The organism is Nitrospira sp. (assembly GCA_005116745.1).
Classification (GTDB): Bacteria; Nitrospirota; Nitrospiria; order Nitrospirales; family Nitrospiraceae; genus Nitrospira_D.
Genome location: SWDS01000002.1, coordinates 220,722 through 232,911 on the forward strand (window position 1 = coordinate 220,722; position 12,190 = coordinate 232,911).

The 12,190-nt window shown below is 53.6% G+C and carries 14 protein-coding genes (1 of these 14 running past the window's edge); 5 read left to right on the top strand and 9 right to left on the bottom strand.

Features of this window, described 5'->3' with window-relative positions; genetic code table 11:
* Positions 1-264 precede the first annotated feature (264 nt).
* Positions 265-468, top strand: coding sequence for a hypothetical protein (locus E8D52_03160; protein ID TKB70062.1), 204 nt, complete (start codon positions 265-267; stop codon positions 466-468).
* Complete coding sequence (locus tag E8D52_03165; protein ID TKB70063.1) at positions 453-887, top strand: type II toxin-antitoxin system VapC family toxin; 435 nt, start codon at positions 453-455, stop codon at positions 885-887. Before E8D52_03160 ends, E8D52_03165 begins: the two co-directional genes overlap by 16 nt.
* Positions 888-1,120: 233 nt before the next feature.
* On the opposite strand, the gene E8D52_03170 is transcribed toward E8D52_03165, so the two are convergent.
* The 8 genes from E8D52_03170 to E8D52_03205 form a co-directional block, all read right to left on the bottom strand.
* Positions 1,121-2,059, bottom strand: coding sequence for a hypothetical protein (locus E8D52_03170; protein TKB70064.1), 939 nt, complete (start codon positions 2,057-2,059; stop codon positions 1,121-1,123).
* 200 nt (positions 2,060-2,259) lie between these two features.
* The gene (locus tag E8D52_03175) at positions 2,260-3,702 is read right to left on the bottom strand and encodes a DUF3422 domain-containing protein (protein ID TKB70065.1); all 1,443 of its coding nucleotides are present in this window, start codon (positions 3,700-3,702) and stop codon (positions 2,260-2,262) included.
* 151 nt (positions 3,703-3,853) lie between these two features.
* Complete coding sequence (locus E8D52_03180) at positions 3,854-4,414, bottom strand: YqgE/AlgH family protein (GenBank protein ID TKB70066.1); 561 nt, start codon at positions 4,412-4,414, stop codon at positions 3,854-3,856.
* 78 nt (positions 4,415-4,492) lie between these two features.
* Positions 4,493-5,284, bottom strand: a complete 792-nt coding sequence (locus tag E8D52_03185; GenBank protein TKB70067.1) for an acyltransferase — start codon at positions 5,282-5,284, stop codon at positions 4,493-4,495.
* A gap of 98 nt (positions 5,285-5,382) precedes the next feature.
* Positions 5,383-5,730 carry a metal-binding protein SmbP gene (locus E8D52_03190; protein TKB70068.1) on the bottom strand — a complete coding sequence of 116 codons (348 nt, stop codon included), beginning with the start codon at positions 5,728-5,730 and terminating at the stop codon, positions 5,383-5,385.
* 83 nt (positions 5,731-5,813) lie between these two features.
* Positions 5,814-6,692, bottom strand: a complete 879-nt coding sequence (locus tag E8D52_03195) for a sulfurtransferase (GenBank protein ID TKB70069.1) — start codon at positions 6,690-6,692, stop codon at positions 5,814-5,816.
* A gap of 34 nt (positions 6,693-6,726) precedes the next feature.
* Entirely contained in the window at positions 6,727-8,013 is a 1,287-nt protein-coding gene (locus tag E8D52_03200) for a hypothetical protein (protein TKB70070.1), read from the bottom strand.
* Entirely contained in the window at positions 8,010-8,954 is a 945-nt protein-coding gene (locus E8D52_03205; GenBank protein ID TKB70071.1) for a histone deacetylase, read from the bottom strand. The genes E8D52_03200 and E8D52_03205 overlap by 4 nt, the downstream gene beginning before the upstream one ends.
* A 109-nt stretch (positions 8,955-9,063) precedes the next feature.
* Here E8D52_03205 and E8D52_03210 point away from each other — a divergent pair, with 109 nt between their 5' ends.
* Together E8D52_03210 and E8D52_03215 are read left to right on the top strand one after the other, a co-directional pair.
* Positions 9,064-9,381: a tetratricopeptide repeat protein gene (locus E8D52_03210; protein ID TKB70072.1), complete on the top strand. Its 318-nt coding sequence runs from the start codon at positions 9,064-9,066 to the stop codon at positions 9,379-9,381.
* A complete protein-coding gene (locus E8D52_03215) occupies positions 9,378-9,971 on the top strand; it encodes a nucleoside deaminase (protein ID TKB70073.1) in 594 nt (197 codons plus the stop codon). The genes E8D52_03210 and E8D52_03215 overlap by 4 nt, the downstream gene beginning before the upstream one ends.
* A gap of 122 nt (positions 9,972-10,093) precedes the next feature.
* On the opposite strand, the gene E8D52_03220 is transcribed toward E8D52_03215, so the two are convergent.
* The gene (locus E8D52_03220; GenBank protein ID TKB70074.1) at positions 10,094-11,338 is read right to left on the bottom strand and encodes a hypothetical protein; all 1,245 of its coding nucleotides are present in this window, start codon (positions 11,336-11,338) and stop codon (positions 10,094-10,096) included.
* Positions 11,339-11,455: 117 nt separating this feature from the next.
* Between E8D52_03220 and E8D52_03225 the strand changes: the two genes are divergently transcribed.
* On the top strand, positions 11,456-12,190 hold the 5' portion of the coding sequence (locus E8D52_03225; GenBank protein ID TKB70075.1) for an IS1595 family transposase. It continues 36 nt past the right edge of the window; 735 of the gene's 771 nt are visible here — the first part of the coding sequence; the start codon lies at positions 11,456-11,458; its stop codon lies off the right edge, out of view.

Here is a 12,190-nt window from a genome sequence, read left to right on the forward strand (position 1 = left end):
TCTCATGGTCGTGACCCGTCTCAATGTGTCAAGTCGGCTGATTATCGACCTGGGCCTCGAAGGCGGGGCCGGCGGCGGTCAGATCATAGCCGAAGGACGACCGGAACAAGTCGCGAAGATAGCTGGATCACGTACAGGACGGCTTCTCACAAACGCCTTAGCGAGAGCATCTTCCATAGATTGAGAAGTCTCTGAGGCCTTGCCGTGTAACAATATGATTGTTTATACTGTCCATGTACATCGCATGTACATTTTGGAGGGGCCATGACTACTGCGCTGAAGCACAAGCACCTCGTATTGGATCAGCGAAAGATCGATGCTGCAAAGCGATATTTCGGAGTTACCTCCGAGCAGGAAGCGATTGATAAGGCACTCTCTCTCCTGATTGAGGAACAACGACTGAGTAAGGCGCTTCGACCTCTGAAAGGAATTTTGAAAGGCGACGACCGACCATGGCCTTACCGATAGGTGGCAAGGTCCTCCTCAATACGAATGTCTTCATCGATTTCTTAAGAGCAGATAGACACACAGAATGGGTCTTGGGTGGACATGGGAGTGTTGTGCGGTTCATCTCAGCCATTGTTCTACTTGAACTTCGGCTCGGCGCAGACACACCAAAGCGCAAGAAAGCCATTGACCGACTTCAACACGCATTCTCTTCCGAACGCACTCTCGGCCTGACGCCTACAGTTCTTGATCGGGCTGGGCAGCTCTTTCGAGCCATGTATGGAAACGCTTCCGGATTACGCGACCGGCTTGGGCCCATGAATGATGTTCTCATCGCTCTCACAGCAAGAGAAATCGGCGCAACCGTCGTGACCAGCAACGTGCTCGAATTTCGGCGAATCGCAGCGAAAGTCTCAGGCCTTAAGATTGTTGAACCCTAGCGACTCTCTCCAGAAACTCGTGAATGCCTGCAACACCCTGGTGATCGTCGAGCCAACCTGGATGTCATTAAATCCGCCGACTGGATCATCGACCTCGGCCCAGAAGGCGGCGCAACCGGCGGGCAGATCTTTGCGGAAGGCCGGCCGGAGCAGGTGGCGAAGGTGACGGCGTCACATACAGGAAGGTTCCTGTTTGAAGTGTTGAAACTTGCTTGAGCCTAGGTAGCTTGCGATCAGTAATTGTCTAATAATTGTGGATCGCATAAAATTTCGTAGCATCGCCCATCCGGGCGGCCATCTTTATCTATTCCACCCAGAATAGATCCTAGGTTCAGCTCCGAGCTACCAAGTGCACGTATTAAGGAGTGACCATGATACGCGCTACCTGATGGGTGTCGTTGTGGGTTAACCACGCCTTCATGGATGACGGCGTTCTTGAGAATCGAACCATTAAAATAGGCGATAATTTTTGAATGCAGGTGGTTCACATAATTCGTGAGATGGTCAAGCTTCTCAAAGTATTCGCCGTGGACCAGCCGATGCCGTAATGCTCCTTTCCCCTTGTCTTCCTTTGTGCCCCACAAGTCTTCCTTCAGATCCTTCCCAAGAATCTGTTCAAGTTTGATGAAGTCAATCGAGTACTTGGTTCCACTCGAGTTCTTCTTGCATAGAGCCTCAATCGCGCTTAGCATCAATAGCAGTTTAGACGAATACCCGGTGGTGTTAGTGGCATCTTTCCAATATTGATAAAATGCATCCGGCACCTCTGAATTTTCGAGCAGTACTTCTAGTGCCCAGCGCTCGTTTTCTTCAAACATGAGGCCGACTGGCCCATGCGGTTTTGTCCACCTGAAGACACCACAACTACAGTCACTGCGAAGCACAAAGTAGGGTTGATCAAGCCATTCCATATAACATTGACTCAGTACGAAAATCCGGCAGGCAATCTTTGTCAGGCGTTCCCCAAATTCTCGTCTAGCCTCCTTAACGTTACCTGCCTCAATGTTGAACCTTGCTAACCAATACTGATGAGTCCAGTAACCCTGATCCAGATTTTCCTGCCAAGCGGAAAGTTCAACTTCGTTGCAGGTAAATCCGAAACCTTGACCAGAAGACTGATCGACTGCATTATCAGCAAGCGTGTGGATACGCTGTTCAATCAGATACCGCATTCAGACTTCCACAACCAGGCGAGGCAAAAATAAGACATACTGATCCGACCATGAAAGAGTACGCACTTTGCAAGCAAGAACATCCCGAAAATCCGCTGTTTATTTGCTTTCCAAGAATTAAGGCACGCACTATTTAGCGTTCGCCTCAGTAATATTCTCCGATCGGTCCTTAGTATCTGCCTTACGTGCAGATCCCGGAGTTACTCCTCGTCTGGCTTTTTAGGCTTCGCCGGAGGCTGTTCACCTTCCAGCTTCTTGTGCAGATACTTTTTGCTGAACGTGGTGATGCCAAAGGCAAGTCCGATAGCGATGGGGACGAACACCGCCGAGGCAATATTCGCATTCTTGAGCCAACCCATTTCCTGAAACCCTTTGAACACATATCCACAAAGTCCTGCCAGGTAATAGGCGATGACAATAATCGACAACCCCTCGACGGTGTGCTGTAGCAGCACTTGGCTCTTCGTCGTCTTGTCGACGCTTTTAAGCAGTGCGAGGTTCTGCGATTCCAGAATCAAGTCGATACGGGTCCGAATGATGGTGATGATGCCCTCGAATCCGCCACGGAGCGTGTCGATACGACGCAAGAGCTGTTGATGCCCTTCCGCCACACCAGTAATACCGCTCAACACATAATCGGAGATGGGCCGATAGGACTCCATGGGGTGCTCGGCAAGAGACGCCAACGTCGTATGCACGATCTTGTCATAGGGAAGCGAGGCGGACAGCTCGAAGTGAAGTGTTCCAGCCATGCGGTTAGTCTTGAGCAGATCCTGCGTGAGGGTATTCAACCAGCGTTGCAACGTCTGGGAATCAGCGTGTCCGATGTGGTTCGTGATGATCTCGCGCTGTTTCAGATGAACCTGCTCGAACTTATAGACCTGATCGACGGCAGCGGAGAACAGCGGTTTCTGCATCAGTAGCAAATGATAGTAGGTCTCGATCCGCACAATGGCATCGACAATGTCTTTCAGGCGTGAGGGATCGCCTTGCGACGGCCCGACACTGACCCAATACCGTTCTCGCTCTTGGTCGTCCGGTGTAAAACTTGTCGCGACACATGTCTGCTCATTGAAGATTCGGCTGCCGTACAAAACCGGGCCAGGCATTAGTCCGCGCAACTCCTGACGAGGCGGGAGCATGCCCGTCGTCAGCAGAATGTCCAAACGGCAGACCACCGTCCCAAGCGGCTCCACGGGAAACGTGTACTCTGAAAACGTCAATGGCCCAAAAGTCGGTGCGCCGTTCGCTTGCGGTGGTAGATGCCAGAGCTGGTAACTATAGTATTCCGTATGGGCTTGCCAGATGAGGATAAGCCGATCGCCGTGTTCCGATTCCTTCACACCGTAGCCGAAATTCTCCCTGACGTAGGTCGCCTCGGCAGAAATCTTAAGATGTCCCAACAGCGATTGGAATTCCACCCGACTGGCTGGACGCTGTGTCGGCGGGTCGGACATCCGAAAGGCTTTATAGTGCACATGGGCTGGGGCCCGCAGCCATCTCCCGATCGGCTGGTGCGGGCGTTCGTGTAACTTTCTCAACAAGGCCTCGGCTCCTGGCCGAGACGTATCTGGCTGATTCACGTGTGTGTTCTCCCTCTTCGTATACGCTCTCTCATCCAACTCCACGTTTGACGCGACGATCGCGTCAGGAACCTTGCATCCGAACGATCATGCCGACAGGGATGACCTCCGCGACAAGCCACGCTCCCTCACAGCAGAGACGAGCCTAGCACTCGGCGTGGGCACGCTTCAATGATGATGGAGTCGATGTCGGTCGGGACGCGCGAAGGCTTCAGTTACAGGATGGATCGAAGGGCATGTCGACGTACGGCTGATAGGCTTCGCCCAGCGTGAGAAGAATGTCCCCCCAGACACGCGTCGGTTCTTTTTCAAACACTGCCTGCGAATCTGCGGGTAAGGTGATCCAGGAGCCAGTTTTCATTTCATTCTCCAGCTGGCCTGGTCCCCACCCCGAATAGCCAAGATAGGCGCGGAAAGATTCCTTCGTCCCGACACCGGTGAGAATGCGTTCGACCATGCCGACGTCTCCGCCAAGGCACACTCCGTCGAACACGTGGTGCGCATTATCCGGAAACTGATCACCCCGGTACAGCAGCATCACTTGATTCGTCTGCACCGGACCACCGGCATAGAGCACATGGGCTGATCCCTCCAGCACCGGGATCTGAGGCAAGGCCTCAGAGATGGACATGGCCGTCGGACGGTTTACGATGACGCCAAGCGCTCCTTCCGATCCATGTTCACATAGCAACACAACGGTCTGGCGGAAGTTCGGATCGCGAAGGCTTGGCGCCGCGATCAGAAACATCCCTTTATGAAGTTTGGTGTCCATAGAGCGAAATCCTACTCTGCCCACGCAACTTGCGCAAGCACTGGGCAGCTCTCAGCAGGAAATGACAGTGGCGAGAATTTACATCTTGTACAGCGACGTACGACGGTCGCGAAGCAGATCGTTGTAGCGATTCAAACTCTTGTTGCGGGCTTGCGCCGGATCAATCTCAACGATCGTCAGCTCTTCTTGGTCATGCGACGCCCGATGTTGAATCACCCCCTTCGGGGTGACCACTTCGCTCTGGCCGATATAGGTCAACCGCTCTTTGCCACCCCGTGCCTCGCTACCAATTCGATTGCACGTCACGGCAAACACCCGATTTTCGAGACATCGCACCGGCATGGAATCCGGGCAGTTCGGCAAGACCAGATTGGAGGGATGACAAATGATCTCGGCCCCCTGCATCGCTAAGGTGCGTGCCGCCTCCGGGTAGTACCAATCGAAACAAATCATGATCCCGATCTTTGCAGCTCCGATGTCCCACACAAGAAATCCTGAGTCGCCGGGCGTGAAGTATTGTGTCTCTTCGAAAAAGAGATGGGTTTTCCGATAGCATCCCAGAAAACCAGACGGTCCCACGACCACGGCGGAGTTGTAGCAGCGGGAACCAGATCGTTCAGGAAGTCCCGCCACAAGGTGCATCTTGCGGCGTTTCGCGATGTCGACCAGACAACGGACCGTGGGACCATCAGGAACCGGTTCAGCGAGCTGATACGCTTCCTGTTGTGAAAGAAACTGATAGCCGGATGCAAACAACTCCGGCAGTACAATGAGATCCGCATCCGCCTGATCCAGCTTGGCCGTGACCATCTCCAGATTCTTGGCCACCTCACCGAACTGTGGATCGAATTGGTAGAATCCGACTTGCACGTCACACTCCCGTCATACACGAACGGGCAGGGAGTGTGTCCCTGCCCGTCTGAAAACTCGCTGACCGCTAAAAGACGTCAGCGACAAACCCTGCTGCGTTACTTTACTTCAGCCAAATGCGTCGCGCCGCCATCTGCATGTTCCGTGCATGCATCGGCATGTCCGGCCTTGCCATGTTTCACAGCTTCCGTCAGGTGTTTGATCCCTTCCATCAAATGGGGATTTTTCAGTCCAGCAGCCGTCGCATGTTTGAGGGCTTCACTCGCATGCTCAACACAGGCGTCCGCATGCCCTTCTTTCCCATGTGATGCAGCGCCTCTCGCGTGTTCGACCGCTTCAGCCACATGCTTGTCGCCGGCGAGCGCTAAACCCGTCAGCACCGGCACGCCAACCAATACACCAAGTCCGAACACCAACATCGCACTACGACAGATTCTTCTCATCATGGCTGCCTCCTTGATGGTTGAAGATGCGAACTTTTACGTTGGAAAATACTTGAATTCACCTTACACAGCGTTCTGCAAGACTGTCAAGAAGGTTTGGAGGCTGGACCAAACCCAAGCATTTTCTGAAGCGCATGAAAATCTTTTTCGGCTGGACAGGCGAAGTCTCGACTCCACTCCCACCACGACCCAGGATAGTTTCTGAGCTTTGAATACCCGACAAGCTTGAGGATGAAATAGAGCCAGGCCGATCGCACGCCACCGGTACAGTAGCAAATGACGTCCTGTCCGTTGCCGATCCCCTTTGCGACCAACATCTCCTTGATCACCGACAGATCTTTCACCGTCGCATCCTTATTCAAAAACCCATTCCACGCCACGTGGATGGCTGAGGGGATGTGACCGGGCCGTGGGATACCCGACAGCTCTTTGCCTAGATACTCTTCAACGCTGCGCGCATCGAGAATCGCCGTCTGTGGATGCGGCCCCCTGACAAGGTCTTTCAGATCATCTTTCAATGCAATCAAATCCAGACGTGGTCGAGCGGTGAAGTTTCCCCTCGGTGGGGAAACCAGTCCATGCTCAAACGGCCGCTTTTCCGCCGTCCACTTCACCCACCCCCCATCCAAAATACGCAACCGGGTGTGGCCCAGATAGTCCAACATCCAAAACATCCGCCCTTCGTCGCCCCAGTTGTCGAACGGATTGGAATAGATCACCACCTCACTGTCTTGATTGACCCCAAGCCGCTGGAGAATACGCTCGATCTCGCCGAGAGCTGGATTGAGCAAGCCTTTCGCGACGGCATTGGGATCGCTATATTCATGCCACGTGGAATGCACGGCCCCGGGAATATGCCCGCCGAATTCATATGCGGCCTTGCCTCGCACGTCGATAATCACCACGCCCGATTGACCGAGCTGCTGCTGAAGCGATTCAGTATCGATGAGTAATGGATGTGTCACGATGCCTAGCTCTTTCTAGCCCACGACGGGCAATTCAGCTGTGCGCGACAGCTTTGCAACTGTTGCCATCCTGTTGGCGACGGACGTGCGATCGCCCGGTTTCTTGGTGCTCCAATGCGGTTTTCAACTCGCCCGATAACGGAAACTCTTGCTCATAGACGACAAATCGATAGGGATCGTTGCCGGTCAAGCCGTATTTCGTGTGCAACATCTCATGCTGTCCATCGGTCAGAATATGGTACCGCACCCGTGTTTTCAGCTTCAGTCCGTCCGTCTTCTCGGGTATCCGATACGCAAACTGATAGTCACGGCTGGCCTGCGGGAACAGTCGATTATCATACAACTCTACGATGACAGGCTGCCAGAGTATCCACCGCCCCATCGTGGAACTCTGCTGCTCCAGTATGTGTCCCTGCTGATCTTCGACAAGGAACTCCACCGTAAAAAATCGATCGGGGTCACCTGTTGGAATCTTATGCCCGGCACCAGCATTCGTCAGCGTGAGCGTAAACCCAACCCGATCGCCAGGCTTCGGAACAGAGATATCCGCTTTCACCTGAACAGCAATCGCTCGCGACACCATCCCTTGATCATGTCCGCCCCGCCAGAGATGTTGACGCCCCTTGCGGACCGGTCCACCCAAAGCCACCGGTCTCTCAATCTCCGGCATGTGGCAACTCTGGCAGATGAAGCCTTGCTCCTGCCAGTACTGGCCTTCATATTCCGCATAGGTCCCGCAGGGTCCCACGTTATAGAACTGGGCCGGGCCGGACACTACATTATGACAGCGGTAGCACAGCTGAGCTGTTTTAAAATTTGGGTCAAATTTCGTGGGATGTGGCGCCACGGAATCTTCGAACGGCCCATGGATCACGCCATCGCGCACATGGCAGGCCGCACAGGTGACCGATTCCTTTTGATACTCCGGATCATAGTGCGGGTTTGGCTCTTGAATGGCTTTCTCGACTCGTCCACGTGGAATCTCTTTCACCAGTGTGGGCTGCTGATTCTCGAGCGGTGTATGGCAATTCAGGCAAACCCAAATGTTCTTATCCTTCTTCCAGTAGGCCTGAAAAAACGGATCTTCGTAGGCATGGGCATGAATGCTCGTCTTCCATTCCTCATAGATCTCACGGTGACATTGGCCACAGGATTCGGCTTTGAGACTGGTCAACCCTTTAGGGACGTTCTGAAACGGAATGGCATGGGCATAGTCATCGCGTAACCCGAAGATCACGACCGGTTTGATCTCCGCGTAATAGAGATACACGATGGCCGCAGCCACAATGGCCCCGAGAACAATCTTCAGTCCACGTGTCATGCGTTCAGAAGCGCGCCGATGTGTGCGTGAACGGAGGCGGCAAGCGCCGTTAGGTTATATCCGCCTTCGAGTGAGGAGAGAATACGGCCGTTCGCGTGGCGTGTGGCGATACCCGCCACAATCTCGGTTAACTCCGCATAGCCGGATTCAGTCAATCCCATACTCGCCAACGGATCATCCTTATGCGCATCGAAGCCGGCTGAGATGATGACAAACTCTGGCTTGAAATCATCTGCTGCCGCTAGCAGCACTTTCTGAAACACAGCGCGATACTCGTCGTCTCCCTCACCGGCTTCCATCGGCACATTGATGGTGAATCCTTCCCCAGCTCCCTTGCCGCGCTCCGTTCCTCGGCCTGTGCCCGGATAATGGGGATACTGGTGGGTACTGAAGAAGAGAATCGAGGGATCGTCCTCAAAGCTATGCTGCGTCCCATTCCCATGGTGCACATCCCAATCAACAATCAAGACTCGCGTGAGTCCATACTTTTTCTGGAGATAGCGGGCAGCAATCGCCACATTATTGAAGAAGCAGAACCCCATCGCTTGTCCCGCTTCAGCATGATGACCTGGAGGCCGAACAGCGCAGAACACGTGATCAACCTCCTGTGCCATGATGGCATCCACCGCCGCCAGTGCGCCTCCCGCCGCTAAATAGGCAGCCTGCAGTGTGCCTGGGGACATAGACGTATCAGGATCGAGCGAGACACGGCCACTCGCGGGTGCTTGGCGGGTGAGCGACGCCAGATAATTGGAATTGTGGACTTGCGTGATCCACTCATCCTCGGCCTTTCGCGGCTCGATCCTGACCAATCGAGCAGCGACTCCGCTCTCCTCCAATCGCTGCATGATCGCGCGCAACCGATTGGGAGACTCGGGATGCCCGGCTCCCATGTCATGCTCAAGATACGCTGGATGATAGACGAGACCTGTCTTCCCCATATACACCCTCACACGCACACGCAATTTCAAGTCAGAGTATCATGCAGAAAACGCCATAGACAATGTGCGTCAGCACTGCTATCGTTTCCCACGAACAACAGGAGCCATCATGCCCAATCCACGAATCGAACCGCTGAAGAAATTCCTGGCCATGGACCCGAACGACGATGTCGCCTGGTTTGGGTTGGGGAAAGCCTACATGGACGACGGGAACTTTGAAGAAGCCGCGAAGGCGCTCCAGCAATGCATCACGGTAAAACCTACCTACTCAGCTGCCTATTATGGGCTCGCGCAATCTCTCCAGAAACTGGAGCGCCTCGACGAATGCCGAACCGTCTGTGCGACGGGCATTGACGTCTCGACGAAGAACGGTGATGCCATGGTGACGAAGAATCTTGAGGCGTTGACGCGTTCGTTGCCGTCGTGACGTCTGGGGTCCCATCCACGTCTCCCTTTCGCCTCCCATCCTGGGCCATCCGTCTTGCGCGTCGGCAGCAACACCCGATCGTGGCGGCGTCCGATCGTATGCGATTCGTCATCCAACTCGCGCTGACCAACGTCACCGCTCAGACCGGTGGCCCCTTCGGGGCGGCAGTCTTCGAAACCAAGACAGGACGACTCATTGCCGTCGGGGTAAACGTCGTCGAACCCACCAACTGTTCACTTGCCCATGCCGAAGTGGTCGCCCTCGCCAACGCACACGCGACTCTGAAGCAGTTCGATCTCGGCGCGCCTGGTATGCCGAAGCTCACACTGATCACGAGCTGTGAACCCTGCGCCATGTGTTATGGCGCGATTCTTTGGTCCGGGGTTCGAAACGTCGTCTGCGCCGCGCGGGGGTCCGACGCAGCGGCAATCGGGTTCGATGAAGCTCCAAAACCTAAAAACTGGGTGGCCACGCTGGAAGATCGCGGAATTTCCGTGACCCGTGACATTTGCCGAGACGAGGCCATTGCGGTCTTTCAACGTTATCAGCAAACCGGCGGTCGAATTTATAATGCCCGGAAGGGGCGATAAATAAGCTCGGTAACCAGTAGGGTATCCGTGGCGTGGGCTATCGGCTCGTATATCAGACCCACCGTCAAACGCACTAACCTAATCACAGTACTCTTTCGAGAATTACGCCTTCGAAAAGAGCGTTACCGTTTGAGCTTATTCCGAATCGCCAGCGCGAACATGGCAAAGAGTGCAGGGCCGGCAATGGCCTGAAACCAACTCATTGTACGAGCCCAACTGAGTCCTTCCCTTAGCACCAAGAAATCAGGCTTCAAAAAAACCATCGTCGCCGCGCTGAAGCCTGCAGCTTCTAGCAATTCAATCTCAGCACGTTCCTGACCTCCCCCAGATACATCCATGTCTTTTTTGACCTCGCCACCACCCGATTCAAAAATCACGAAGGACGGACTCCGAAAGGGCACTGCAGGAAACAAAATCGAATTCTTATTCAGCGCACCTTCAGATTCCTTACCGGGCGTCCTCACAGTGGCATAGATATCTGATACAGAGAACGCCACAGGTTGCGGATGGGTAAGACCATTTTCACCCTTATAGACAAGAGTACCCATCACGAAAAAGAGCAAAAACCACCCCACCGGCCTCAATGCACGTTCCCCATAGCCATTGATCAGCCAGAACAGATTCAGCTGAATCTTCGTAAACCACGGCACCTCGGGATTGATTCGCCGAAGTTCTTTTTCATTAAAATGGAAGTCACTGGCGTAGATGTAATCCTTGTCGTGCTCGTAAGCAATCTTCAGATCCCTGTAGGCTTTTGAGAACTGTGTCCATTTCGTTTTGAAGTCTTCCCATTGCTGCTGCTTGTCAATAGTCATGGTTGACCCACAATTGGATTTCATATTTTTCTCAAGTTCGTCTACCAAAAGAACATGATCTTCTATCCCAAATAACTTCCGCGGAGGCCTCCATTCGTCTTCCGATCTTGAAAATAGTAATGCAATTCCTCTGATCAACGCATAGAACCACGAAAAGAAGCAGGCGAACCACTGCAGAATTTTTGAAAACAAAAGCCCGGTTATCGGCCATGCCATTACACGAAGTGCATAAACAGGAAAATGCGCTCTTACCTTTGGCCATCGCACGTCATTGAAGTAACACGCATCGAGATTCGTCCCACCTACCTGGCATCTCTCCAGGTTCGCCGAGTGGAATCGTAACCCGCGGTTTGATTGAATGTAGATATTCCTAAAATCAACGCTTATGGCTCTCTGGGGAGCACATTCAAACACACGAAAGTTTTTCCCATTGGGCAACGCACAGGTACAACAGGCATTACCCTGCGCCTCGCGCTTTTGGCTTTCCGAGCAATCACCGTTACCCTTTTCTGAACTGGGGTTAGGGCTACCCTTCTCCTGCTCATCATTCACCCCCGTTCGGAAACCAACAAGGCCAAAAATCTGAGCAAAAGCAAAAACAAGTATATCCTTAGGCTTATCCTTAGGTAATTAGGGCGTTTCGTAACCATCTGGTAGGCTGGAGGCCGCATGGTTACGGGATCTCATCGTGTTTTTGGGTGTGCGGCCAACTTTTTGCGTGGCCGCAAGTGTGTGTTCTGTGGTTCGTTTCGGGTCAATCGGACGCAACGTGGGTATGTCAAATGTCGCACCTGTCGACGGCAGAAGAGTCTCGCGAAGCTCCGGCGAGAGATTGCCATTCTGCAGGGATTCTATCAGCAGGTACCCGCCTATCGGTTGGCCCATGACCTGGGCGTCGATCCCAAAGTCATCAGCCGGGTCTACCAGAAACTGCGGGCAGCGTTGTTCCACGTCGCCGAATTGGAAGGCATGGCCAGTAAACTGTCGGGCGAGATTGAACTGGATGAAGCCTATTTCGGCGGACGACGCAAAGGGCGTCGGGGCCGGGGTGCCGCTGGTAAAAGCGTCGTGTTCGGGCTACTGGAGCGGGATGGGCGCGTCTATACCAAGGTGGTGGAGCATGTGTCGGCGGACACACTCATGGCCCACATTCAAACCACCACTCGGAAAGGTTCCGTCTATTACACGGATGCCTTTCGAGGCTATCAATCGTTGCGACGCTATGGCAAACATCACACGGTCAATCACAGTAAAAGCCTCGTTGATCGCCGGACGAAGAACCACATCAATGGAATTGAAGGGTTCTGGTCGTTTGCCAAGCATATTCTGTACAATTACCGAGGCGTGTCCAAATATCACTTCCCGATGTATCTGAAGGAAATTGAGTATCGCTTCAACCACCGC